Here is a 25801-nt window from a genome sequence, read left to right on the forward strand (position 1 = left end):
TTCCGTGCGACCACGCGCACTCGTCTACGGCGACGTCGATCTCAACCTGATCGACGGTTCGGCCATCTGGGCCCAGGGGATGGTGCAGACCGCCGCCCTGGCGGGCTGCGACGTGACCCTGGTGCTCAAGGCGCCCGTCCTGACCGGGCGGCTGGTCGACCCGCTGCGCGCCCTGCCCGGCGTGACCGTGCTGAGCCCGCACGCCGAGGGCCTGGTACGCGGCAAGGAGCCGATGGCGACCAGGCAGGCCGCCAAGGTCCTGGCCCGGGTCGATGGGGAGCGGCCGTTCGACCTGGTGGTGGTGCGCGGCATGATGCTGGCCGCGCGGCTGGCGTCCAGCCCGCTGGCCGGGCGGCTGTGGACCTACCTCACCGACGTCCCGCAGTCGGCGGCGGCGTTCGGCAACGAGGCCAAGGGCCAGTTGCGGCGGATCGCCGACGCTTCCAGGGTGCTGCTGTGCCAGACCGAGGAGCTGCGCGGCTTCCTGGAGAGCGCCGTGCCCGCGACGGCGGGCAAGAGCGTCCTGTTCCCGCCCGTGGTGGCCCTGCCGGAGGGCCTGTCCCCGCGGGAGGGCGGCCTGCCGGTCGGGCGTGCCATGAAGCTGGTGTACACGGGCAAGTTCGCCCCGCGCTGGAACACCTACGAGATGACCCGGCTGCCACGGCTGCTGGCCCAGCGCGGTGTGGACGCCGAGGTGCACATGGTGGGCGACAAGATCCATGACGATCCGGCCGACCCGGGCTTCGCGGCGCGGATGCGGCAGGCCCTGGAGTCCAGCGAGGGCGTGATCTGGCACGGCGGGCACCCGCGCGCGGAGGCGATGCGGCTCACCGCGGCCGGTGACGTGGGCCTGTCGTGGCGGAACGCCGGCCTCGACGCCAGCCTTGAGCTGTCCACCAAGCTGCTGGAGTGCGGCGCTCTGGGCGTCCCCGTGGTGCTCAACCGGACGCCGATGCACGAGCGGCTGTTGGGCGCCGACTACCCGCTGTTCTCCGCCACCGAGGACGACGTCCTCGACGCCCTCACCCTGATCGGCAAGAACCCGGACATGTACACGCTGGCCGTCGAGCGCTGCCGGGCGGCCGCGGAGGGCTTCACCCTGGAGGCCGCCGCCGGGCGCCTGCGCCGCTATCTCGCCCAGACGTTCCCCGAGCCGTCGCCCGCCGTGCTCGCGGCCACCCCGCCCGCGCCGCCCGGCGGCGGCCCGGAGCAGGGCGAACGCAAGCTGCGGGTCGCGGTGGCCAGCCACGACCTGAAGTTCTTCAGCCGCCTGCTGGACTACCTGAGGTCGCGGCCGGACATGGAGGTCCGCGTCGACCACTGGGCCGCGCTCAAGGTGCACAACCCCGACCGCAGCCGGGAGATGATCGAGTGGGCCGACGTCATCGTCTGCGAATGGTGCGGCCCCAACGCGCTCTGGTACGCCGAGCACAAGCGTCCCGGCCAGCGACTGGTGGTGCGGCTGCACCGGTTCGAGCTGTACGCGTCCTGGCCCCGCGACCTCGACATCGGCGCGGTCGACCAGGTCGTCTGCGTCAGCCCGCACTACGCCGAGCTGACCAGGGAGGCCACCGGCTGGCCCCTGCACAAGATCACGGTCATCCCGAACTGGGTGGACGACCACCAGCTCGACCGTCCCAAGCTGGCCGGGGCCGAGCACCATCTCGGGATGATCGGCATCGCGCCGTCCCGCAAGCGGCTCGACCTGGCCCTGGACGCGCTGGAGATCCTGCGCCGCGAGGACCCGCGCTACACGCTGTTCATCAAGTCCAAGCTGCCGTGGGAGTACTGGTGGATCTGGCAGAAGCCGGAGGAGCGCGCCCACTACGAGCAGGTCTTCAAACGGATCCGCCGCTCGCCGGCGCTGGCGGGCGGCGTGGTGTTCGACTCCTACGGGAGGGACGTGGCGGCCTGGCTGCGCCGCATCGGCTTCGTCCTGTCCACCAGCGATGATGAGAGCTTCCACCTGTCGCCCGCCGAGGGCATGGCGTCGGGCGCGGTGCCGGTGCTGCTCGGCTGGCCGGGGGCCGACACCATCTACGACACCCGCTGGATCCAGAGGGATGCGACCGCGATCGCCGAGTCCATCGCCGCGACCGTCCGCGAGGGACGCTGGGAGTCGGAAAGGGCGTTCGCGCGCGAACAGGTCCGCGCCGCGTACGGGCTGGACAAGGTGTGCCGCCAGTGGACCGACCTGCTGGCGGGCGCCCTGGAGCCCACGCAGACCATGCGCGTCGCCTGAGCCCGATGTCCCGCCGGTCGTGCACCGGGACGATGACGCCGACCTTCGCTCTCGCATCGGGCCGGCCGGGCACCGGGAGCCCTCCGGTTTCCGTGTGTCTCAGCGCGGCGGGTTCGGAACCTGCTCGCCGAGGAACACGCGGCGCACGGCGCGCTCCGCCGCGTGCCCGTCGTCCCACGGGCAGAACCTGGCCCGGAACTCCGAGCGCGCCTTGGCCGCGGTGTCGCTCCAGGCCGTCCGGGAGGCGAACGCGTCGATCAGCTCGGCCTCGGTGGTGGCGACCACGCCGGGGGAGATGGAGGTGATGTCGAAGTTCAGCCCGCGGGTGTTCTGGTAGGTCTGCAGGTCGTTGACGTACAGAACGATCGGCCGGTCGAGGTTCGCGTAGTCGAACATGATCGAGGAGTAGTCGGTCAGCAGCGCGTCCGAGGCGATCGCCAGATCCTCGACGCGCGGATGCCCCGACACGTCGATCAGCTGGTCGGCGGGCCAGGCCATGTCCCGGATCAGATCCTTGAGCTTGTAGTAGTAGTGGGCCCGCAGCAGCAGCACGTAGTCGGGACCCACCTCGCTCAGGAACCTGCCGATGTCGAACATCGGGGTGTAGCGCGCCTGGTAGTCGCGGTGCGTGGGCGCGTAGAGGATCGCCGTCCTGCCCTCCGGCAGGCCCAGCTCGGCGCGCAGCCGGGCGCGCTCGTCCTCGGTGGCCTTCACCAGCCGGTCGTTGCGCGGGTAGCCGATCTCCAGCATCTGGTACCGGCACGGGAACCCGCGGTCCCACGCCTCCGTCGACAGCGGGTTGGACGACAGCAGGAAGTCCCACCGGTCCGAACGCTTGATCAGGGCGCCGATGTCCAGGTCGGCCGAGCTGACCGGATAGTCCATCTGGTCCAGGCCCATCCGCTTCAGCGGCGTCCCGTGCTGGGTCATCAGGTGCACCTGGCCGCGCCGCTTGACGATCTGGTTGGGCCAGTTGACGTTGTTGACGAAGTACTTGGCGCGCGCCATCAGCCGGTAGTACCGGGGGGTCCCGGGCAGGACGTGGTCGACGCCCTCGGGCACGCTGCCGAGGCCGTCCGGGCCGACCACCCAGACGCCGCGCACCCCCGGCGCCAGCTCCTTGGCCGCCTCGTAGATCGCCGCCGGGTTGCAGGAGTACCCGCGGTACCAGTACGCGGCGTACATCGCCAGGTTCTCGTCGAGGGGCATCCGCAACTGCACCCGGTAGTACAGCGACTTGATCCGCGTCTTCACCGACCTGCGCAGCCTCCGCGCGGCCTTCCTGCGGTACTCGCCGCCCTTGACCCTGAGCTTGCGCCGGACCTTGAACCAGAACACCAGCCGCCGGTAGCCGCCGTAGTCGCCCTTCTCGATCAGCCGGTGCTTCTTGGCCACCAGCGGGTCGTCCGGTGGCCGGTAGTCGGCCGGCTTGTACCGGCGGGCCAGCGCCGACATCTCCCGGAAGAACCGCTCCCGGTCGGACGGCCTCACCCGGTCGCGCCGGTCGAGGATCACCATCAGATGCCAGAGCGTCCGGTTGTACATGAGGGGCCGGAACTGATCGGCGCGCGGTCCCATCGCGTCCATGAACGCGAACACCCGGTCGTACTGGGCGAACACGTCGAAGTGCTTGTCGCTGAAGGTCTTGGTGATCGCGCCGCGGCGGCGCTGCCGGTAGATGACGCAGACCCGGTCCAGCATGCTGATCTTCTCGGCGGCCATCAGCAGCGGGTAGGTGACGTTGATGTCCTCGTAGTAGCCCCCGCCGAACCGCAGCCCGTGCCGGAGCAGGAACTCCCGCCGGAACGCGCGGTTCCAGGCGGTCATCATCAGCTCCAGGACGCTCTGCCGCTCCTCCGGCCTGAACACCTCGGGCGGCGGCGGCTCGCGGAAGAGGTGGTTGGCGATGTTGCGGTGGAGCCGGCCGTTCCAGTACGAGCGGGCGTAGTCGAACATCAGCACGTCCGGCCGGGTCTGATCCAGCCGCCGGTGGATGGCGCGCACGGCGCCGTCGGTGGCGTAGTCGTCGCTGTCGACGAACCACACGTAGTCGCCTTCGGCCATGTCCAGCCCGATGTTGCGCGCCTCGCCCAGGCCCACGTTCTCGGTGAGGTGCTTGACCCGGACGCGGGGGTCGCGCCCGGCGAACTCGTCGAGGATCGCCCCGCAGCCGTCGGGAGAGGCGTCGTCGACCGCGATGAGTTCGAGGTTGGGGACGTCCGGGACGAGGAGCGACTCAAGGCATTGCCGGAGGTACCCCTGCACCTTGTGCACGGGCACGACGATGCTGAGCGAGACGCTGGTGTTGCTGCTCACAATGAACCAATCGGTGTCGGGGGCATGACTACTGGCTGGCGCCGGTCAGGGGCCGCGTGCCGGAGCCGGACCGGGGCCCGGTCATCAGCAACCACCGGGCTCGGGGTTCGACCGCCCATCGGGTGGCGGTCTTGACGGGGCGGGTCGACAACAGGACACCGAGGGCCACCGCGGCGAGGGTGACGGCCACGATGCCCAGCGGGGTGCGCACGGCCGGCAAGGCCAAGACGCCCGTGTAGTCGAACGTCTTCACCACCAGACCGTGCAACAGGTACACGTACATCGTCCTCGTACCCAGTTCGGTGTACCACGTGCGCCCGCGAGGCATGGCCGCGAGGAAAGCGGCTCCCAGCACCGCCGCCGTCAGCAGTGCGGTGGCCCGCCCGGCCATGCCTTCGAGCGCGGAATACCCCATCTCCTCATATCCGCTGTCCCACCACAGGAGCCGCATGTCAATGGACGGCAGGTCGAACGGGCCGTGTTGCCACGCGTAGAACGCGATCGGCGCGGCGACCAAGACGGCCACGCCCAGCGGGCGTGTGGCCGGGCGCCTGAGCCGGCGCACCCGCTCCGGGTCGATCACCAGGCCGAGCACGAAGAACGGCAGCAGGCCCGCCATCCTGCTCAGCGTGCCGTCCTCGGCCCAGATCCACAAGCCCGCGCCCAGCGAGACCACCACCGCCACCGCGACGGGATGGCGCAGATGGGCCCACAACGGCGCGCTCAGCCGCCAGCACACCAGCGCCACCAGGAACCACATCAGGTAGTGCGGCATGAACAGCTCGGCGACCTCGGAGGGCTCCCCGCGCAGCAGAACGATCTGCGCCCGGTACGGCACGATGAAGATCAGGTACGGGACCACCAGGGTCGGCAGCAGCGTGCGGAACTTCTCCGGCGAGCGCGTGAAGCCACGGGAGAAGTAGCCGGTGATGAACACGAACACCGGCATGTGGAAGGCGTACACCGTCTTGTACGCCGCGTCGACCACGGCGCTGGCGTCATCGAACTCGGCCCAGACATGGCCGACCACGACCAGCAGGGCCGCGGCGAACTTGGCGTTGTCGAAGTAGGGATCGCGTTGATATCCGGATCGCCGGCCGGCCGTGTCGCCGGAGGGAGCCGTCCGGATGTCGGGAGCGGCCGGAGCCGTTCCTTGGCGGGGAAAGGTCACTCTGATGTCTCCGACTGGACTGTAGTGCTAGGCCACCGCCTCCTGAGGTGGGCTGGTCGGGGAACTGGTGAGTGCGATGGTGTCGGAGTGTAGTGGTTCGGTACGGGTACGCAATGGACCTCGCGCGACGCATGGTGAGGACGCGTGAAACGGCGAGGGCCCCCTGGGTGTCCCCCCGGGAGCCCTCCGTGCTCGCCGACCATGCCCCTCCATGAAGCGGAGGCCGCATATCGTCCGGGCTACACGCGATGCCCTTTATATGTCGTACGTTTCACGTCGCTCGGCGAGGTCACGCTCCGCTGCCGCCCACGGCCGCCTCCCGCGCTCCGTGCGGCGCGGGCTCGCCCTCCGGCGCGCCGGGCGGCAGCTTGCCGCGGAAGTCGGCGACCGTGGCCTCCAGCTTGGCCATGGTGCGGCTGTAGTCCCGGCTGGACAGCCAGAACTGGTAGATGATCGCCAGCTCGAAGGCCATCAGCCCGGCGCCCGCCACGATCGTCACCGGGATGATCGCGCCCGGCACCGCCGCGTCCAGCACCGGCGCCACGATGAACACGGCCATCTGGAACTCGATCCCGCTGAACAGGTGCGGGCGGATCCGGCTGCGCTGCAGCGCGTTGCGGATGCGCGCGTACCAGGGGAAGCGCTTGTTGAACTCGGCCTGCAGGGCGACGGCGGGGTTGTCGGCCACGACCCGCTCGTCCATGTCGGCCTCGGGGTCGGGCCGCAGCACGTCCTCGGCCGAGCGCAGCTCGGCGTTCATGTCGACCGCGAAACCGTCCTCGGCCTGCCGGCTGGCCTGCTCCAGCGCGTCGGCCTCGGCGCGCATCGCCCTCAGCTTGTTCCGCATCTGGGAACGCACCTTGTAGATCTCCAGGGCGTCCATATAACGGAGCATGTCCAGGAAGACCACGGCCACGGCGGTCCAGATGTAGGCCACGTTGCCGGTGGCGGCGTACTGCCCGGCCATCAGCGCGATCGCGCAGGCCATCACCCGGACGCGGTCGAAGATGTAGTCCAGCCAGGCGCCGAAGACCGAGCCGGTGCCCTTCAGCCGGGCGATCTTGCCGTCCATGCAGTCGAGGGTGAAGGACAGGTGGTACAGCAGCGCGCCCAGCAGCAGGAACGGCCAGGAGGCCACCACGAAGCAGGCGCCGGCGCCCAGACCGAGCACCAGGGCGCCCACCGTGAGCTGGTTCGGGGTGATGCTCGTGCGGTTGGCGGTCACGCGGACCAGCCGGGAGGCCAGCGGATCGACCAGTATGACCGTCCACCACGCGTCACGCGCCTTGTACGTCCGTTGCCGAACGTCCTCGAGCGTGAAATTCGCCATGGAGTGGTGTCCTTTCGTCACGAAGCGAGCCCCCGGACCGCAGAAGCGGACAAGATGGTATCGGCTGTCCGAACGGGGTTCGCCCGTTTGCCATCGACTCGTCACGCCGGGGGATCAGCCCCGTATCGTGTTCGCACGGCGGCGCGCCGTGGTTCCCCCGGGCCGCCTCAGGGGAGTGAAGGCCCAGGTCATCTTGGGTTCCAGTGCCCAGCTCATGGTACGGACGACCGGCCTGGAGCACAGGAACGTGCCGACCGCCGCGGCGCCGGCGATCACGGCGATCAGCCCGGGGACGGTGTTCAGCCACGCCGCGTCCCACCAGTCGGTGAACGCCAGCAGCCGGGTGACGAAGCCGTGCAGCAGGTAGGCGTACAGGGTGGTCGCGCCGAGATGGGTGAACCACGTGCGGTGCTTGGGCACGACCGCCAGGAACGAGGCCACCAGGACCGTTCCACAGACCAGCATCGCGAGCCGCATCACCGTGCCGGTGAGGTTGTCCACGCCCAGCTCGGCATACGGGTGCTTCCAGTAGATCCAGCTCAGCGACATGCGGTGCATGACCAGGTACGCCACGCCCAGGCCCAGGGCCAGCGAGCACGCGCCCACCATCCTCGCGGCGGGCCGTTTCAGCAGCTCGAAGTGCTCGGGGCGGAGCATCAGCCCCAGCACGTAGAACGGGAGCAGCCCGATCACCCGGTGGATGTCGAAGGTGTCGCCCAGATCGCTCATGTACGACAGCAGCGAGAATCCCACCGCCACCGCCAGCGGCCACCGGATCTGCTGCCAGACCGGCGTGGACAGGCGCCAGAAGAATAGCGCGCACAGGAACCAGGTGAGGAAGTACGGGTCCAGCAGGCTGATCTTGAGCCCGTTGCCGCCGACCACCGTGTCGTACAGCGAGTAGGCCGTCTCGAAGACCAGGTACGGCACGCCCAGGTTGGTGATCACCTTGCGCGCCTTGCCGCCGGAGAACGTCCAGTTCCGCGAGAAGTAGCCGGTGATCACGATGAACAGCGGCATGTGGAAGGCGTAGATGAACAGGTACAGGCCCCTGGCCATCGGCACGTCGAGCCGGTAGGCGAGCGAGTGCCCGATCACCACCAGCAGGATCGCGAGGAACTTGGCGTTGTCGAAGAACGGGTCGCGTTCCTTGCGCGGCCGCGCCGCCCCGGCGGCCGCCTCCTCTTCCGGCGCCCGCCGGGGCGGCTCGCCGCCGTTCTTCGCGCTGCGCGGGTCCTGGTCGGTGGGAAGGGGAGCTGGTGCCGTCACCCTGGGAGTCCTTGGTCGAGGTCGGCTATTCCTTGCAGATGTCGTCGGTGGCCTTGACCTCGCCCGCCTGGGTGGGGATCCCTCCGGATTGGCTGTTCTTCAGGGCGCTCCAGTTGGATCCGACGACGAGGTCGACGACTCCGGGTGTCCCGCTCTTGCGCGGCGCGGGCTGCGGCGGGTTGGGGAGCAGCGCGTTGACGGTCAGGGCGTGCTGGTCCGCGCCCGGACCGTACAGCACCCGGGTGGTGGCGGTCGGCTTGGCGTTGCCGCCGACGGTGACCTGGAAGCCCTGTGACTCCAGGTCGTCGGCGACCCGCTTGGCCTGGCCGTTGATGCCGCTGGCGTTGTAGACCCGCACCCGCACCTGGCCCGGCGGGATCTTGGACGTGATGGCCTGCTTGGGCTTGTCGCTCGGCACCGTCTTGTCGTTGCGGACCGCCGCGAAGAACCGGTTGGCGTCCGGCTGGCGGAGCGCGACCCGGTTTTTGTCGAGCGCGTACGCCCCCCACGGGACGGTGACGAACCGCAGCTTGCCCGAGGACATGCCCTGCATGCCGGACGCGATTCGCATCATCACCTGCGGCGTCAGCTCGCTGTCGGTGGTGAGCGACTTGGTGGTGGCGTTCATCAGCTGCAGCAGCCGGTTGGGGTTGGACAGCACGCCCGCGCTCATCGCCTTGTTGGCCAGCGCGCCCATGAACTTCTGCTGCCGCTTGATGCGGTCGGTGTCGGAACCGTCACCGAGGCCCTTGCGGTTGCGGACGTAGGCCAGCGCCATCTCGCCCTTGACGATGTGCCTGCCCTTGCCGAGCCGCAGCTTCGACTGCGGGTCGTTGACCGCCTTGGGGAGGCAGACCTCGACGCCGCCGACCGCGTCGGTGATCGCCTTGAAGCCGTTGAAGTCGATCTGGATGAAGTGATCGACCTTGATATTGGTGAAGCCCTCGATCGTCTTGATCACGCAGGACGCGCCGCCGTAGGTGAACGAGGAGTTGATCTGGCCGATCGACTGCGCCGGGGTGCGGTGGCCGTTGGGCAGCTTGCAGGACGGGATCGGGACCATCAGGTCACGGGGGAAGCTGATGCCCAGGGCCTGCCCGCCGCCGGGCGACAGGTGCAGCAGGATCATCGTGTCCGAGCGCGGCGGGTCCTTCACCATGCTGCGGCCGTACTTGGCGTTGGCGCCGGCCCGGGTGTCCGATCCCAGCAGCAGGATGTTCATCGCGCTGTTGAGCTTCTTCGGGCGGTTGGGGCCGAGCAGCGCGTTGGCGTCCTCGTGCGCGATGTTGCCCAGCGCCTTGCGGTAGACGCCGTAGGCGGTGAGCGACCCTGCCACCATCAGCACCGACAGTCCGACGGACACCCAGCCAAGGACGCGCCAGCCGCGCCGACGTGCCGAGGGTGCCACTGCCTCATCGGCGTCGTCGACGTACTCCATGTACATCGGGTTGCTGTTCATCGGCTCCGTGATGCGGTGGGCTCGCCGAGGGGACGCGGCGGACCCGCCTGCGGGGTCGGAAACACACTGAGGTTAGGTCAGAGCAGCCTGCGAGCGGACCCGGTTGGGTCATTCCATCCGGGCACACCCGCCACCGCCGTCACATGCTCCACGGTCAAGCGTCGGTCAAGGGAGGGTTTAGTGAAGTTTCGTTGGATTATGACGGAAGCACCCGAGGCTAGTGGTGCAAGAAGGCCCGCGAGTATGCCATCGAGTGTGGTGTAGGCCATGTCAACCAGAACTCGATCACGTGCGTCGAGGTGCCATTTCCCTGCGGCCTCATGGGCCTCCTCCACCAGTCGCGCCCCGGTGAGTGTGTCCTTTGTCACATCCAACGCGGGTGCCTCGGGCGTCACCTCCGGTCCTGGAACGAAGCGGTCGCCGTAACCGCGCACCTCCACCGCGTAGTCGACGACGCCGGGCGGCGCGGCGGTGAGGCCGCCGCCCAGCGCGTGCAGCGAGAGGCCCACGACCTCCTCGGCGTCCCGGTCGGTCGCCATCCGGTCCAGCACCTCCTCCGCGGACACCAGGACGTACGGAGAGGGGACGTCCAACGGTTCGGCCGTCCCGCCCATCTCGCGCGGCACCGCGACCATCCCGGCCGACCAGCAGGCCATCAGCCACACGGCGGTCTGCCAGTGCGGCGGCAGGACCAGCACCACCCGCGTTCCCGGCTCCGCGCCCAGCCCGTCCACCAGCAGGTTGGCCGTCTTGGCCACCCAGTTGTCGAAGGTGCGGGCCGACAGCTCAACCCGCTCGCCGGTGGCGTCGTCGTAGAAGGTGACCAGGGGCCGGGCCGGGTCGCCGGCCACCCTCCGCCGCAGCAGGTCCGCAGGTCCGATCGCGTTCATGAGGCATGAGCGTAGAGGCGCAGCGTAGAGGTGTGAGGTACTACGCTCCGCATCGATGACACAGCCTCACTCGACGACGCCCGCGCCCGACCGCCCGGGTACGGACGCGACGCCGCCGGAGACCGCCGAGCCCGGACGTACGGACCGCGCCGGGCGGGTGCTCGGCCTTCTCCCCGTGGTCCCGGCGCTGCTGATCGTCGCCTGGCTGGTGGTGTCGCTGCCGCTGCTGCTGGCCGGCTGGTTCCGGCCCCTTCCGGCGATCGGGCTGTTCGTGCCCGTCGCGGCGCTGATGCTGTGGCCGGTGCTGCGCGGCCGGCGGAGCGGCATCCGCGGCGAGGTGTCCTGGTCGGCGCCGGGCGGGGTGCTGGCGATCGGACTGGTCTTCCTGGTCGTCCAGGTGCTGATGCTGGCCGAGCAGATCATCGTGCGGCGCGACCCGGCCTCCTACGTCCAGTTCGCGACCTGGTTGCAGGAGCACGGCTCGCTGCCGATCCCGCAGGACCGGGCGGCGTTCGGCGGCGGCGACCCCGTCCTGCGCTACGGCAGCCCGGCGTTCTACGAGGTGGGGGACGACCTCGTCCCGCAGTTCATGGCCGGGCTCCCGCTGCTGCTGGCGCTGGGCGGGTGGATCGGCGGCACGTACGGGATGCTCGTGATGGCCCCGCTGATGGGGGCCTGCGCGGTGATGGCGTTCGGCGGGATCGTGGCGCGCCTGGTGGGGCCGCGCTGGGCCTCCGCGGGGGCGCTGCTGCTGGCGCTGACGCTGCCGATGGTGTGGGTCTCGCGGTCCACCTACAGCGAGCTGCCCACGATGATCCTGCTCTTCGGCGGGCTCGCGCTGGTCTGCGACCTCTCCCGGGACGCGGGCCGGGACGACCGGGTGAGGGCGTTCCTCGGCGGGCTGGCGCTCGGGCTGATCGTGCTGGTGCGGATCGACGGGCTGCGGGACGTGATGCCCGCCGTGGTGTTCGCGGGACTGCTGATCGCCTGGCGGCGCCGCACCGGCGTTCCGCTGGCCGCCGGGCTGTTCCTGGGGGCGGGCGCGGGGCTGGCCGAGGGCTTCCTGCTGTCCCGCCCGTACCTGGACTATCTGCACAGGTCGCTCGTGCCGCTGCTGCTCATCTGCGGGGCGCTGGTGGCCGCGACGGTGGTCATGGTGATCGTGCTGCGCTGGGAGGTCACCGCGTCCCGGCTGCGCCGGGCGGGCGCGGCGCTGCGCCGGGGCCGGGGGCCGGACGCCGCCGCCGTGTTCGCGGTGCTGGTCGTGGCCGCGTTCGCCGTCCGGCCCCTGGTGCAGACGGTGCGGCGGGAGCCCGCCAACTCCGACGACGAGCTGAACGTGGCGTTCATCGAGTTCGTGCAGCGCCTCAGCGGGCTGCCGATCGACGGCACCCGCCAGTACTCGGAGATGTCCCTGTACTGGATGATCTGGTACATCGGCCTGCCCGCGCTGCTGCTGGCCACGCTCGGCGCCGCGCTGCTGGCCAGGCGGCTGGTCCGGGGGAGGGCGCCACAGTGGCTGCTGCCCTACGCCATGATCGCCTGGACGACGGTGCTGGTGCTCTCCATGCCGAACATCACCCCCGACCATCCGTGGGCGTCGCGCAGGCTGATCGCCGTGGCGATCCCCGGGATGCTGCTGTTCGCGATCTGGGGCACGGCCTGGACGATGGCGCGGGTGAGGCGCACCGGCTACTCCCCGCGCACCGTCCGGTGGACGGCGGTGGTGGCGGCTTTGCTGCTCCTGGTGCCCATCCTCACCGTGTCCGCCGGGATCATCGTCGCCAGGACCGACCAGGGCGAGCTGGCCGCCGTCCGCCGGATGTGCGACAGGCTCGGCCCGGACGCGACGGTGGTGGTGGTCGACCGGTCCAGCGCCGACCGGCTTCTCCAGGTCATCAGGGGCATGTGCGGGGTGCCGGCCGCCCGTACCCTCTCCACCGCGAGCCGGGACGACGTGCGCCGCGTCATCGGGCGGATCCACGCGGCCGGGCGGCGGCCGGTGATCCTCGGCAGCCAGGCCCGGCACGTCGCGCCGTACGCCACGCCCGTCCGGGCGGTGGCGATGCTCGCCCGCCAGGACGAGCGGACGCTGACCGAGCCGCCGAACGGGACCTGGAGCCTCACCCTCAACGTATGGATCGCCGAACCCTCACGATGAGGAAATCGACACGCGAGGACGAGTATCCTCGCCGGGCGTGAGCACCGAGTCTTCAGCGCCGCCCCAGATGCCCGCCGACGCGGCCGGGTCCCCCGGCGCCGACCCGGCGGGCGGCCGTGTGCACGTGACGATCGTCCTGCCCTGCTACAACGAGCAGGACCACGTCATCGACGAGGTGGAGCGCATCTGCAAGGCGATGGACAACAGCGGCCACGCCTACGAGTTGCTGGCCGTGGACGACCGCTCGACCGACGCCACGCTGGAACGGCTGCGGGAGGCCGCCCCGCGGTTCCCGCACATGCGGGTGATCGCCTTCCAGCACAACAGCGGCTCGGGCACCGTCCGGCGGATCGGCAGCCAGCAGGCGCGCGGCGACATCGTGGTGTGGACCGACGCGGACATGACCTATCCCAACGAGCGGATCCCCGAGCTGGTCGACATCCTCGACTCCGACCCCTCGGTGGACCAGGTCGTCGGCGCGCGCACCAGCGAGGAGGGCTCGCACAAGGCGCTGCGGGTGCCCGCCAAGTGGTTCATCCGCAAGGTGGCCGAGCGGCTGACCAACTCCAAGATCCCCGACCTGAACTCGGGGCTGCGCGCGTTCAGGCGCGAGGTGTCGCTGCCCTATCTGAGGCTGCTGCCCCCGGGGTTCTCCTGCGTCACCACGATCACCATCGCGTTCCTGTCCAACCAGCACCCGGTGCGCTACGTGCCGATCGAGTACGCCAAGCGGGCGGGCAAGTCGAAGTTCAGGTTCTTCAAGGACGCCTACCGCTACATCCTGCAGGTGCTGCGGATGGTGATGTACTTCAACCCGCTCAAGGTGCTGATGCCGCTCGCGCTGTGGCTGGTCGGGATCGGGCTGGTCAAGGGCGTGTACGACATGATCGTTCACTTCGGCTACTTCGCCAACAACACGATCATGATCTTCGTCACCGGGTTGATCATCGGTTCGATGGCGCTGCTGGCCGACCTGATCGTCCGCTCCCGCGGCGATGTGTGAGGGCCCGCCGACGCCATGAGGGTCGCGATCGTGGGCCCGGCGTTCCCGTACAAGGGGGGCGGCGCGCACCACACCACCGAGCTGGCGCACCGGCTGGCGGCGGCAGGGCACGTCACCGTGCTGGAGTCCTGGCGCGCCCAGTACCCCGGGTTCCTGTATCCGGGGCAGGCGACGATCTCCGAGCCGGAGGGGGAGCCCTTCCCCGGCACCCGGCACCGGCTCCACTGGGGCCGGCCCCACGGCTGGTGGCGCGTCGGCCGCGACCTGCGTTCCTTCGACCTGGTGGTGCTGACGGTGCTCACCTCCGTCCAGGTTCCCGCCTACCTCGGCATCCTGTCGGGGCTGCGGAAGGGCGCGCGGGCGGTGGCGCTGTGCCACAACGTCCTGCCGCACGAGCGCAAGCCCTACGACATGCCGCTGATGAAGGCCCTGCTGCGCCGGGTGGACGGCGTCCTCGTCCACTCCGAGCCGCAGGCGGAACTGGCCCGCGGCCTCACCTCACGCCCCGTGCGGGTGGCCGAGATGCCCGCCCACCTGCCCACGTCCACGCCCGGTGCCGCGCCCGCCCCGGCCGCGGTCACGGGACGGCGTGACCGGCTGCTGTTCTTCGGGATGATCCGCCAGTACAAGGGCCTGGACGTGCTGCTGCGCGCCCTGGCCTCCGGGCCGGACGGCGTCTCCCTCACCGTGGCCGGGGAGTTCTGGGGCGGCATGGAGCAGACCGAGGCGCTGATCAGTGAACTCGGCCTCACGGGGCGCGTGGAGCTGCGTCCCGGCTACGTCCCCGCGGCGGAGGTGCCCGAGCTGTTCGCCTCCGCCGACGCGCTGGTGCTGCCGTACCGGTCGGCGACGGCGTCCCAGAACGTGTGGATGGCCTACGAGTACGGCGTCCCGGTCATCGCCACCCGCGTTGGCTGCTTCCCCGACCAGGTGCGGGACGGCGTGGACGGCCTCATCTGCGAGCCCGATGACGTCGGGTCGCTCGCCGACGCCCTCAAGCGCTTCTACGCTTCCGGTGAGCCGGAACGGCTGCGCGCGGCCGTCCGGCCCGTGGACCACACCCCGCTCTGGAACACCTACGTGGAGGTCCTCACGTCTACTGGGGAGCGCTGACCTGTTCCTCGGCCTGAACGCCCTCGTCTCGGACGGGACGCCTGTTGCGCCCCATCAGGAAGGCGACACCGGCCAGGCCCAGATCGGCGAGCGTCAGCAGGACCCGGGACGAGAGCGCCACCAGGATCGGCCCACCGGCGGGCAGGACGGGGCTGAGCACCATCACCAGCACCGCCTCGCGCGCTCCGATCCCGCCTGGCGCGATGAACACCAGCAGGCCCACCACGAAGGCCAGCGCGTAGGCCCCGGCCGCTTGGAACGGCAGCTCTGCGCCCTTGCCGCCCACGGCGGCGCACAGCATCCACAGGTGGACGCCGTACACGACCCACCCGAGCATGGTCCAGCCCACGGCCACCAGCGTCCTGCCCAGACTGACCGGGTGTTCCAGCGGGGGCCGCTTCACCAGCTTCAGCGCGGTGTCCAGGCACCAGGTGACGATCCTTGGGTGGAGCGCCACCAGCAGCACCGGTGCCAGCGCGAACAGCCACCAGTACCGGTTCCTGGCGGCGTCCGAGGTCAGCGGCAGCGTGACCGCGGCCAGTGCCAGGCCGGCCGCGCACGAGGTGGCGATCGCCAGCATCTGGGAGCTGAAGCTGCGCAGCCGGGGCACCTTGTACTCCCGGGTCATCTCGATCTGCGTCAGCAGCGCCCACACCTTGCCGGGCACGTACTTGCCGAGCTGGGAGATCGCCGAGATCCGGAACGTCGCCCGCACGGGCAGCGGCGACCCCAGGCCGGCCAGGAACGCGCGCCAGCCCAGCATCCACACGAACGACCCGGCGCAGGCCACGGCGAACGCGCCCACCATCGTCGCCCATGACAGGGCCCTGAACGCCCGTACCGTCTCGTCCCACTGGGCCGCCACGCTGTAGACGCAGAACCCGAGCGCGAGCAGCACGAGCAGGACCCGCAGCCCCCGTACCAGGATCGCTCTGGATCTCACACCGTGCCCGCTTCCTCGGCCATGCCGCCCAGACTAGTGGGGCCACGCCCTCTCCCTCGCGTGTCGCTCGCGCGCTACCTGGAGTACGTCCTGGCCGGGCTGACGGCGCCCTAGAGTTGGGCGGGATGAGGATTTCCGATGTGGTCGCCTTCATGGGGCACCAGGTACACGTGTGCCGGTACCGCGAGGCCGGGACGCTGCTCGACTGGATGGGGCCGGATCTGACCGGCAAGCGCGTCCTGGACGTGGCGGGCGGCGACGGCTACTGGGCCGGGCGGGCGCGCAGGCGCGGCGCCGAGGCCGTCTCGATCGACCTGATGCGCAGCAAGATGGAGTACGGCAGGACGCTGGCGCACGCGCCCGCGCTGATCGAATGCGACGCGCTGCGGCTGCCGTTCGCGGACGGCTCGTTCGACGCGATCCTGTCGGTCTGCGCCATCGAGCACTTCGACGACGGCGGCAGGTCCCTGGACGAGATGGCCCGCGTGCTCAGGCCGGGCGGGGAGATCTTCATGTCCGCCGACGTGCTGAGCCGTGCCGACGCCTGGCCGAAGCTGCGCGACGCGCACAAGGCCAAGTACCACGTCCAGCACACCTACACCCACGAGAGCCTGGGCAAGCTGATGGACGCGCGCGGGCTCGACGTGATCAAGCATTCCTACCAGTTCCGCACCGCCGCGGCCGAGCGGCTGTACCTGTCGCTGTCGGCGTACGGAGGCAAGGTCGGCTTCAACGCGGCGGCGCCGCTGATCCCGCTGGTGGCCATGACCGACCGCAAGGCGCCCAACGAGCGCGGCAGCATCGTGCTGATCCGCGCCCGCAAGCGTGACTGATCGTCACCGCCCGGTCTACGCCCAGCCCAACGGAATGTTTCACCTGGGTTGCGCTACGCCAGGAACTGGGTGGCGTTGCTCACGTTCGGCCCTGTTCGGCGTAGGCTCGGGGTGGACGGGGGAGTGAGCCCCTTTCACTCCACCGGCCTTCGGGCGGTAGCCCTGGGGGACTGGGGGTCCGCCCCCAGAGAGAACACCAAGCCCGGATAGGGGTGGACCTTTGGCACCTCGGATTCTGCTCGACGCCACTGCGGTCCCCGCCGATCGCGGGGCGTTGGGACGGTACGTCGACGGTCTGCTGCGGGCCCTGCACGAGCTCGGGGCCGACCTCGCCGTGGCGTGCCAGCGCGCGGACGAGGAACGGTACGGCGCGCTCGCGCCGCAGGCCCAGATCGTCAAGGGCCCGGCCGCGCTGGCGCACCGGGCGTCCAGGCTGTCCTGGGAGCAGTCCGGGCTGCCGTACGTGGCGCGGCAGGTGAACGCGGACGTGATCCACCTGCCGACGTACACGATCCCCATCCAGGCGGGCCGCCCCACCGTGGTGACCATCCACGACGTGACGCTGTTCGCCGAGCCCGAGATACACGACCCGGTGCGCACCACCTACATCAAGTCGGCGACCCGCACGGCGGCCCGCCGCGCGACCCGGCTGATCGCCCCGTCCCGTGCCACCAGGGACGAGCTGGTGCGGCTGCTGGGCGCCGACCCCGCGTGCATCGACGTGGCGTACCACGGCGTTGACCACGAGGTGTTCCACCGCCCGTCCGCGGACGAGATCAAGCGGGTCTCCGACCGGCTGGGCCTGCACGGCCACCCGTACGTCGCCTACCTGGGCGCCCTGGAGCCGCGCAAGAACGTGCCCAACCTCATCAGGGGCTGGGTGCGGGCCTGCTCCGACTACCCCGACCCGCCCGCGCTCGTGCTGGCGGGCAGCGGCGGATGGGACGACGAGGTCGACGCGGCGCTGTCCACCGTCCCCCTGGAGCTGAACGTGGTGCGCCCCGGTTACCTGCCGTGGCCCGCGCTGCCCGGCTTCTTCGGCGGCGCGCTGGCGGTGGCGCTGCCGAGCAGGGGCGAGGGCTTCGGGCTTCCCGTGCTGGAGGCCATGTCCTGCGGCGCGCCCGTCCTCACCACGCGCCGCGGTCCCCTGCCCGAGGTCGGCGGGGACGCCGTCGCCTACACGGAGCCGGACGCGTCGTCCATCGCCGCCGCCCTGGAGGCCCTGATCGAGGACCCGGACCGGCGTGCCGCCCTGGCCGACGCCGCCTACGAGCGCTCGCAGGGCTTCAGCTGGCACGCCTCCGCCGAGGCCCACCTGATGTCGTACGAGCGGGCCGTCGCCAAGTACGCCACCCCGGGGTAGAAAGGGCCGTCCCGGATAGCCGACCGCGCAGGTAGCGCCCGGTTGTTCACTCGTTGCCAGTAGGCTCTGCCGGACCGTTTCCAGCCGAGGAGGCCGGGGCCCGAACCGGCCGTCGTCGAAGTCGTGGAAGGAGCCTTTTGGAAGCGATCCTGTTGGTCGGCGGACAGGGCACCCGCCTGCGGCCGTTGACCATCTCCACCCCGAAACCCCTCCTTCCCACGGCGGGCGTCCCCTTCCTGGCCCACCAGTTGGCGCGCGCCAAGGCGGCGGGCGTGAAGCGCATCGTGTTCGCCACGTCCTACCGGGCGGGGATGTTCGAGGCCGCGTTCGGCGACCGCGCCTACGGCGTCGACCTGGTCTACGTGTGCGAGGACGAGCCGCTCGGCACCGGCGGCGCCATCCGGAACGCGGCACGCGCCCTCACCTGCGGCTCCGAGGAGCCCGTCCTTGTCCTCAACGGCGACATCCTGTCGGGTCACGACGTGGTGTCCCAGGTGGCGCTGCACGAGAAGGCGGGGGCCGCGGCGACGCTGCACCTGACGCCCGTGGAGGACCCGTCCCGCTTCGGCTGCGTGCCCACCGACGGGCGGGGCCGGGTCACCGCGTTCCTGGAGAAGACCCCGGATCCGGTCACCGACCAGATCAACGCGGGCTGCTACGTCTTCCGGCGCGACGCGATCGACGCCATCCCGCCCGGACGGGTCGTGTCGGTCGAGCGCGAGACCTTCCCCGAGATGATCACTTCCGGCGCGGTCGTGATGGGTTATGTGGAGTCGGAGTACTGGCTGGACGTGGGCACCCCGCAGGCGTTCGTCCAAGGCTCCCGCGATCTGGTGCTGGGCCGGCTGGAGTCGTCCGCCATGCCCGGCCCGCCCGGCGAGCTGCTGGTCCTCGAAGGGGCCGACGTGAGGGAGGGCGCCACGGTCGGCGGCGGCACGACGGTGGGCCGCGGCGCGGTCGTGGAGCCCGGCGCGACGGTCACGGGCAGCGTCCTGCTGGACGGGGCGTTCGTGGCGGAGGGCGCCACCGTGCACGACTCGGTGCTGGGCCACGACGCGAGGGTCGGCCCCGGGGCGGTGCTGGACGGTGTCGTCCTCGGCGACGGCGCGGTGGTCGGCCCCGGCAACGAGCTGCGGGGCGGGCTGCGCGTCTGGCCTGAGGTCGAGTTGCCCGCCACGGCGGTGCGGTTCTCCGCCGATGCCTGAGGTGGCCGCCGGCGAGCTTTCCGCCGGGTCGGGTGACGGCGTGCCGCGCGTCCGGTTGTGGGAGCCGGGGTTCGCGGTCGATCTAGGGCTGACGCTGCTGCCGCACCGGCGCGGGCGGCGGGACCCGGCGTTCCGGATCGAGCGGGACGGGACGGTCTGGCGTGCCTCGTACACCCCGGAGGGCCCCGGGACGCTGCGGCTGCGGGCGCGCGGGCACGTCGTCGAGGCCGCCGCCTGGGGGCCGGGCGCGGACTGGCTGCTGGAGGGGGTCCCGGACCTGCTGGGGGCGCGGGACGTCCCCGAGGAGTTCGAGCCCCGGCATCCGGTCGTCCAGGAGGCGGCGGCGCGCCATCCCGGGCTGCGGATCGGCCGGACCGGCCGCGTCTTCGAGGCCCTGGTCCCCGCGGTGCTGGAGCAGAAGGTCCTCGGCTTGGAGGCGTACCGTGCCTGGTCGTACCTGCTGCGCCGGTTCGGGCGTCCCGCCCCGGGCAATCCGGCGCTGCGGGTGCCGCCGCCGCCCGAGGTGTGGATCAGGATCCCGTCGTGGGAGTGGCACAGGTCCGGCGCCGAGCCGGTCCGGGCCAGGACGATCATCGGGGCCGCGCGGGTCGCGGACCGGCTGGAGGAGGACGCGGCCGAGCCCCGGCTGCGTTCGCTGCCGGGGATCGGCGTGTGGACGGCGGCGGAGATCCGGCAGCGGGCCGTCGGCGACGCCGACGCCGTCTCCGTCGGTGACTACAACCTGCCGGGGCTGGTGGGCTGGTCGCTGGCCGGGCGGAAGGTGGACGACGCCGGGATGCTGGAGCTGCTCGCCCCATACGCGGGTCACCGGCACCGGGTCACCAGGCTGCTCGAACTGGGCGGCGCGGCGCCGCCCCGCCGGGGGCCGCGTCTTCCCGTTCGTGACTACCGGGGCTTCTGACGCCACCGTGCGCCGGAACACCGTGCGCCGGGACGCGCTCGCCGCCTACAGGAGGGGCGTCGCCGTGGCGCTGCCTGGGCCGCCGCCAGAAGTGGCCGGGCGTCCAGTCGAGGCCGTCGCGGGTGTCGGTGCCGAACAGCGGTCCGAGGACGGCCAGGGCGACGAGGAGGAGAATGATCCACATGGTGGTGTCCTAGCGGTGAGAACGGCTGGGGTGAGCCCTGGCCAGGGGCCCTTCACTGAACCGCGGTGACTTCATTCTCGTGCGTTGAATCATTCAGGTCCAGCGACAGTTGCTGCAGGATTCGTGTAAGAATCGCTTCACAATGTTGGATCTCGGCAGGTTACGGATGCTGCGCGAGCTCAAGCTGCGCGGCACGGTGGGCGCCGCCGCGGACGCCCTGGGCTACAGCCCGTCCGCGGTGTCGCAGCAGCTCGCCCAGTTGCAGAAGGACGCCGGTGTCGAGCTGGTCGAACGGGTCGGGCGCCGGTTGCGGCTGACCGCGGCGGGGGAGACGCTGGCCGGTCACGCCGAGACGCTGCTGGCTCAGGCGCAGCGTGCGGAGGAGGAGACGCTGGCCGCCAGCGGCCGGGTCGCGGGCGTGGTACGGCTGGTCGGCTTCCAGACGGCGCTGCTGCACGTGCTCGCGCCCGCGCTGCCGCGACTGGCGGAGGCGTATCCGGAGCTGGTGGTGGACGTCCTGGACGAGGAGTTCCACCGGGTGCTGCAAGCGCTGGTGATGGCCGAGATCGATGTCGTGCTGACCGACGAGTACAGCCACCTGCCCCGCCCGCACCGTCCCGAACTGGCCGCCGAGGTGCTGATCACCGAGCCGATGCGGCTCGTGCTCGCGGAGGACGACCCGCTGGCCGGGACCGGGCCGGTGTCGATGGCCGAGCTGGCCGGTCGCGCCTGGGCGACGAGCCGCGCCGGCACCAACCTCGCCGACCTTCTCGAACGCACCTGTGTCGAGCTGGGCGGGTTCCGGCCGGACGTGCGGTACCGGTCCAACGACGTCCTGGTGGTCCGGACGATGGTGGCGCGGGCGCGGGCCGCCGCGTTCCTGCCCTATCTGGCGGTCGCGGAGGGGGAGGCCGGTATCGTGCCGGTCGACCTCGCCGAGGGCGGGGTCCAGCGCCGCATGGTGATGTGGACGAGGGTGGGCGCCGAGGTGCGGCCGTCCGTCCGCGCCGTCCTGGACGCCCTGCGCGCCTCGGCCGACGCCCTGGCCGCCCGCCTCCCCCGCCTCGTGCGCGGAGTGCCCGAGGGGGAATAGATTCGGCCGTGCGGCGGCTGTGCCGAATGTTCCGGATCACGTGGTTCGTGGTCTTCACCCCTGATTTTCTATGACGCTTGGCATAGAGTGCGCTTCATGAGCACTTCGAGTGAGGCGGTCGCGAGCCGCCGAGCGGAGGCGAGGCCATGAGCGGGGGCGGCGTGACCGAGAGCGCTCTCCGGCGTGCGCTGGCCAGGGCGCGCGACGGCAAGACACTGGATCTGGACGAGGCCACCACCCTGCTGCACGCACGCGGCGAGCGGCTCGACGACCTGCTGGGTCACGCCGCGCGGACCCGGGACGCGGGGCTGGAGGCGGCGGGCCGTCCCGGCGTCATCACCTACAGCCGCAAGGTCTTCATCCCGCTCACCCGGCTGTGCCGGGACCGCTGTGGCTACTGCACGTTCGCGACCGTCCCGCACCGGCTGGAGTCGCCGTTCCTCAGCCCGGACGAGGTGCTGGAGATCGCACGGCAGGGCGCGGCGCTCGGGTGCAAGGAAGCGCTGTTCACCCTCGGCGACCGTCCCGAGGACCGGTGGAAGCAGGCACGGGAGTGGCTGGACGCGCACGGCTACGACGACACGCTCTCGTACGTGCGGGCGATGGCCGTGCGCGTGCTGGAGGAGACCGGGCTGCTGCCGCACCTCAACCCGGGCGTGCTGGGGTGGCGTGACTTCCAGCGGCTCAAGCCGGTGTCGCCCTCGATGGGGATGATGCTGGAGACGACCGCGACCCGGCTGTTCACCGAGAAGGGCGGCCCGCACTTCGGGTCGCCGGACAAGGACCCCGCCGTGCGGCTCCGGGTGCTGGAGGACGCGGGCCGCACCAACGTCCCGTTCACCACCGGCATCCTGATCGGCATCGGGGAGACGGTGCGCGAGCGGGCCGAGGCGATCTTCGCGATCCGCAGGACGATGCGGGAGTACGGCGCGATCCAGGAGGTGATCGTCCAGAACTTCCGCGCCAAGCCCGACACCAAGATGCGCGACACCCCGGACGCCGAGCTGGAGGAACTGGCCGCGACGATCGCCGTGACCCGGCTGGTGCTGGGGCCGAAGGCGCGCGTCCAGGCGCCGCCGAACCTGGTGGACGACCAGTACGCGCTGATGCTGCGGGCGGGGATCGACGACTGGGGCGGCGTGTCGCCGCTGACCCCCGACCACGTCAACCCGGAACGCCCCTGGCCGCAGATCGACGAGCTGGCCGCCCGCACCGCCGAGCAGGGCTTCACCTTGCGGGAACGGCTCACGATCTACCCCGAGTACGTCAAGCGCGGCGAGCCCTGGCTCGACCCGCGTCTCACCGCGCACGTCGCCGCCCTGGCCGACCCCGAGACCGGCCTGGCCCGCGAGGACGCCGTGGTCGAGGGACGCCCGTGGCAGGAGCCCGGTTCGGAAAGCGCCCCGAGTGGTGCCGGTGGCTACGAGTCGTTCGGCGGCACGGGCCGTACCGACCTGCACGTCGAGATCGACACCACCGGGCGCACCACCGACCGCCGCGAGGACTTCGACTCCGTCTACGGCGACTGGGACGCGCTGCGCGAGAGGATGAGCGCGCCCGCGCGCTTCGACGCGGACGTGAAGGCCGCCCTCGCCCGGCCGGGTGAGGGCGGCTCACGGGATGAAAGGAGCCACCGCAATGAGGGATCGCAGCCGGGCCGAGGCCATCCGTGCCTCGGCGCGCGGGGGGATGCCTCCCGTCCAGGACGCCGGTACGGTCGCGCGCTCGCTCACGGCGCCCATGATTAGGCATCCCCCCGGGCTGGCAATCGCGCTCGATCACGCGGCGCGCGGCTGGCATGTGGTGCCGTTGTCGCCGGTCAGTAAACGTCCCCTGGCCAACTGCCCGACCTGCCGCGATCGGCAAGGCCACCCCGCCCACGCCATCGAAGGATGCCCGTGCATCCCGGCCGGTGGCTGGTGCCATGGAGTACGGGCCGCCACAACCGACCCCGCCCGCCTTACCAGGTGGTGGGGGCGTCAGCCCGATGCCGTTCCCGGGATCGCGGCGGGGCCGTCGCTGCTAGTGCTGATCGACATCGACACCCACGGCGAGGCCCTGCCCACCGACCTGGCGACCGGCCTGCCGCCCGGCATCGACCTGACCACCGAACCCGTCCCGGCCGAGCTGTGGAATCGCCCCGGCGCCTTGCGGGATGGACGCGACGCGCTGCGGATCCTGGCGCGGGCACGCGGCGGCCCTCATCCCTGGCCGACCGACGTCGAGCGACCATCCGGCCTTGATGTCCACGCGCCAGGCGATGCCTCGCCGGCCGCCCGCCTGTCGCAGGTCGCCGGCCGGTGCGCGGTACCACAGGTGCCGGCCGCCCGATGGCGTGGTGACCGTGACGGGCTGGAGCCATCCGGGCATGTGCCCAGGGCGGTCAAGGTCGCCGCGGGTGTGCCGGTAGGTGCCGGTGCGGGAGGTGGCGCCGGGGGCGATGCCGTAGGACACCCCGAACCCCTCGAAGGGAGTGACGGCCACCCATGTCCACACATCCCCACCCGCGCACCATCACCAGGGGGGCACGCTTCATGACCCACCCCGATACAACGCCAATCGGCCAGGCTGCTGACCGGGGACCGGTCAACGGCGCCGCCCTGCTCGACAATCTCCGTGACGCACTGACCCGCTACGTAGTACTGCCCAGCGAGCACGCCGCCGACGCCGTCACGCTGTGGATCGCCGCCACCCACGCCCAACCCGCATGGCCGCACGCGCCCCGCCTGGTCATCAAAGGACCGGAGAAACGGTGCGGCAAATCCCGGCTGCTGGACGTGGTTGAAGGCACCTGCCACGACCCCTTCATCACCGTCAACTCCTCCCCGGCCGCCGTCTACCGGTCCATCACCGCCGACCCGCCGGTGCTGCTGGTGGATGAGGCCGACACCATCTTCGGCCCCAACGCCGAGGGCAACGAGGATCTGCGCGGGCTGCTGAACGCGGGGCATCAGCGCAACCGGCCCGCCAAGCGCTACGACGCCACCCGCAACCGCGTCGAGTCCATCCCCACCTTCGCCATGGCCGCACTCGCCGGCATCGGCGCCATGCCCGGCACCATCGAAGACCGCGCCGTCTCATCCGGATGCGCCGCCGCGCCCCCGGCGAGACCGTCGCCCCGTTCCGGTACAAACGCGACCGGCCCCCGCTGCGCCGGTTGGCGGCCGACCTGCACCGGTGGCTACGCGCCGACCTGGAAACTCTGGAAAGGGCCGAACCGGCAATGCCGGTCGAAGACCGCGCCGCCGACACCTGGGAACCCCTGGTCGCCGTCGCCGACCACGCTGGCGGGCACTGGCCCGCCCGCGCCCGCGCCGCCGTACTCGCGCTGACCGCAGAGGCCGAAGACAACAGCCAACTCTCGCCCCGGCTGCGGCTGCTGGTCGACTGCCGCACCGCGTTCGGCGCCGACACCGCCCTCCCCACCGCCGTCCTACTCGACCGGCTCAAGGCCGACCCCGAAGCACCCTGGAACGACTACGGCCCCAACGGGCTGACCGCGATGAAACTCGGGGCGCTACTCCGCGAATACGACATCCGATCCGACACCATCCGATTCCCCGGCACCGGCAAACAAGCCAAGGGCTACCACCGCGCCGATTTCCTCGACGCCTGGGCGCGGTACTGCCCCGCCCACGAACCGCCCGCAACGCCCGTCAGGGACGCCACCGTGCTCACCCTGCCCGGGACAGCCGTACCAGCCGTACCAGCCTCAAAACCCCAGGTCACCGCTGGTACGGCTTCAAACCCTGGTACGGCTTAGCCGTACCACCCCAAAAAGCCGTACCAGCCCTGACCAGCGAAAACGACGCTGGTACGGCTGGTACGGCTACCCCTCCCAAACCGGAAGCACCACGGCCCCGGCGGGCTTACCACCACGCAACCGCGCCGGGGCCGCCCCCACAAACGGAGGTCGCCCCAGCATGTCCGAACAGCCCCCCAACGTGCCGCCGAGCATGCGCCTGTTCAAGGTTGAAGACGTCATGGCCATGCTCTCCCTGGGCCGCAACACCGTCTTCGAGCTCATCCGCACCGGGCGCCTGCGATCGGTCAAGGAAGGCCGGTCCCGACTCATCCCCGGCAGCGCCATCGCCGAGTACATCCAGCTACTGGAACGCGAGGCCGATCACGCCGCCTGATCCACCACCCCGCCAAGCCCTGAAAGGCCGATACATGACCAAAACCGCACTCGGCACACTGGAAGAACCCGACGAAAAACGGAAGCGCCGTAAGCGTGCCCGCGCTAATGGCGAAGGATCGATCTTTCCCTACCGCAACGGCTATGCAGCCTACGTGTGGGTGAC

General features: G+C 71.0%; 19 protein-coding genes and 1 pseudogene. 13 read left to right on the top strand and 7 right to left on the bottom strand.

Features of this window, described 5'->3' with window-relative positions:
- Nucleotides 1–4: 4 nt before the first annotated feature.
- Nucleotides 5–2242 (top strand): glycosyltransferase, encoded by a 2238-nt coding sequence (locus tag ACGWYJ_RS28135; protein WP_395109401.1) that lies wholly within the window; start codon nt 5–7, stop codon nt 2240–2242.
- Between the two features lie 99 nt (nt 2243–2341).
- On the opposite strand, the gene ACGWYJ_RS28140 is transcribed toward ACGWYJ_RS28135, so the two are convergent.
- From ACGWYJ_RS28140 to ACGWYJ_RS28165, 6 genes are all read right to left on the bottom strand, one after another.
- Entirely contained in the window at nt 2342–4558 is a 2217-nt protein-coding gene (locus ACGWYJ_RS28140; RefSeq protein ID WP_395109403.1) for a CDP-glycerol glycerophosphotransferase family protein, read from the bottom strand.
- Between the two features lie 28 nt (nt 4559–4586).
- Nucleotides 4587–5729 (bottom strand): acyltransferase family protein, encoded by a 1143-nt coding sequence (locus ACGWYJ_RS28145; protein WP_395109404.1) that lies wholly within the window; start codon nt 5727–5729, stop codon nt 4587–4589.
- Between the two features lie 289 nt (nt 5730–6018).
- On the bottom strand, nt 6019–7059 hold the full coding sequence (locus tag ACGWYJ_RS28150) for a CDP-alcohol phosphatidyltransferase family protein (RefSeq protein WP_395109406.1): 1041 nt from the start codon (nt 7057–7059) through the stop codon (nt 6019–6021).
- Between the two features lie 114 nt (nt 7060–7173).
- Nucleotides 7174–8328, bottom strand: a complete 1155-nt coding sequence (locus ACGWYJ_RS28155) for an acyltransferase family protein (RefSeq protein ID WP_395109407.1) — start codon at nt 8326–8328, stop codon at nt 7174–7176.
- A 25-nt stretch (nt 8329–8353) separates the two neighbouring features.
- A complete protein-coding gene (locus tag ACGWYJ_RS28160; protein ID WP_395109408.1) occupies nt 8354–9787 on the bottom strand; it encodes an LCP family protein in 1434 nt (477 codons plus the stop codon).
- A 77-nt stretch (nt 9788–9864) separates the two neighbouring features.
- A complete protein-coding gene (locus ACGWYJ_RS28165) occupies nt 9865–10677 on the bottom strand; it encodes a TIGR03089 family protein (protein ID WP_395109409.1) in 813 nt (270 codons plus the stop codon).
- Between the two features lie 55 nt (nt 10678–10732).
- Here ACGWYJ_RS28165 and ACGWYJ_RS28170 point away from each other — a divergent pair, with 55 nt between their 5' ends.
- The 3 genes from ACGWYJ_RS28170 to ACGWYJ_RS28180 all read left to right on the top strand — a co-directional run bounded on the left by ACGWYJ_RS28170 (nt 10733) and on the right by ACGWYJ_RS28180 (nt 14954).
- Nucleotides 10733–12838, top strand: a complete 2106-nt coding sequence (locus ACGWYJ_RS28170; protein WP_395109411.1) for a hypothetical protein — start codon at nt 10733–10735, stop codon at nt 12836–12838.
- Between the two features lie 67 nt (nt 12839–12905).
- Nucleotides 12906–13841 (top strand): glycosyltransferase family 2 protein, encoded by a 936-nt coding sequence (locus ACGWYJ_RS28175; protein ID WP_395109431.1) that lies wholly within the window; start codon nt 12906–12908, stop codon nt 13839–13841.
- Nucleotides 13842–13856: 15 nt separating this feature from the next.
- Complete coding sequence (locus tag ACGWYJ_RS28180; RefSeq protein WP_395109413.1) at nt 13857–14954, top strand: glycosyltransferase family 4 protein; 1098 nt, start codon at nt 13857–13859, stop codon at nt 14952–14954.
- Here ACGWYJ_RS28180 and ACGWYJ_RS28185 read toward each other — a convergent pair.
- Complete coding sequence (locus tag ACGWYJ_RS28185; RefSeq protein ID WP_395109415.1) at nt 14938–15897, bottom strand: YbhN family protein; 960 nt, start codon at nt 15895–15897, stop codon at nt 14938–14940. The genes ACGWYJ_RS28180 and ACGWYJ_RS28185 overlap by 17 nt on opposite strands.
- A 125-nt stretch (nt 15898–16022) precedes the next feature.
- On the opposite strand from ACGWYJ_RS28185, the gene ACGWYJ_RS28190 reads away from it, so the two are divergent.
- The 9 genes and pseudogenes from ACGWYJ_RS28190 to ACGWYJ_RS28230 all read left to right on the top strand — a co-directional run bounded on the left by ACGWYJ_RS28190 (nt 16023) and on the right by ACGWYJ_RS28230 (nt 25636).
- Complete coding sequence (locus ACGWYJ_RS28190; protein WP_395109416.1) at nt 16023–16730, top strand: class I SAM-dependent methyltransferase; 708 nt, start codon at nt 16023–16025, stop codon at nt 16728–16730.
- 220 nt (nt 16731–16950) lie between these two features.
- Nucleotides 16951–18093, top strand: a complete 1143-nt coding sequence (locus ACGWYJ_RS28195) for a glycosyltransferase family 4 protein (protein WP_395109417.1) — start codon at nt 16951–16953, stop codon at nt 18091–18093.
- Nucleotides 18094–18230: 137 nt separating this feature from the next.
- Nucleotides 18231–19298: a sugar phosphate nucleotidyltransferase gene (locus ACGWYJ_RS28200; protein WP_395109418.1), complete on the top strand. Its 1068-nt coding sequence runs from the start codon at nt 18231–18233 to the stop codon at nt 19296–19298.
- Nucleotides 19291–20220 (top strand): DNA-3-methyladenine glycosylase family protein, encoded by a 930-nt coding sequence (locus tag ACGWYJ_RS28205; protein ID WP_395109419.1) that lies wholly within the window; start codon nt 19291–19293, stop codon nt 20218–20220. The genes ACGWYJ_RS28200 and ACGWYJ_RS28205 overlap by 8 nt, the downstream gene beginning before the upstream one ends.
- Nucleotides 20221–20570: 350 nt before the next feature.
- Complete coding sequence (locus tag ACGWYJ_RS28210; protein WP_395109421.1) at nt 20571–21497, top strand: LysR family transcriptional regulator; 927 nt, start codon at nt 20571–20573, stop codon at nt 21495–21497.
- A 146-nt stretch (nt 21498–21643) separates the two neighbouring features.
- Nucleotides 21644–23089 (top strand): annotated as a pseudogene (gene cofG / locus ACGWYJ_RS28215) (7,8-didemethyl-8-hydroxy-5-deazariboflavin synthase CofG); the annotation flags it as partial.
- A gap of 148 nt (nt 23090–23237) precedes the next feature.
- Nucleotides 23238–24035 (top strand): bifunctional DNA primase/polymerase, encoded by a 798-nt coding sequence (locus tag ACGWYJ_RS28220; protein ID WP_395109423.1) that lies wholly within the window; start codon nt 23238–23240, stop codon nt 24033–24035.
- 547 nt (nt 24036–24582) lie between these two features.
- Nucleotides 24583–25260 (top strand): DUF3631 domain-containing protein, encoded by a 678-nt coding sequence (locus ACGWYJ_RS28225; protein ID WP_395109424.1) that lies wholly within the window; start codon nt 24583–24585, stop codon nt 25258–25260.
- Between the two features lie 160 nt (nt 25261–25420).
- Entirely contained in the window at nt 25421–25636 is a 216-nt protein-coding gene (locus tag ACGWYJ_RS28230; RefSeq protein WP_395109426.1) for a helix-turn-helix domain-containing protein, read from the top strand.
- Nucleotides 25637–25801 lie beyond the last annotated feature (165 nt).

The organism is Actinomadura sp. SCN-SB (assembly GCF_043906805.1).
Taxonomy (GTDB): domain Bacteria; phylum Actinomycetota; class Actinomycetes; order Streptosporangiales; family Streptosporangiaceae; genus Spirillospora.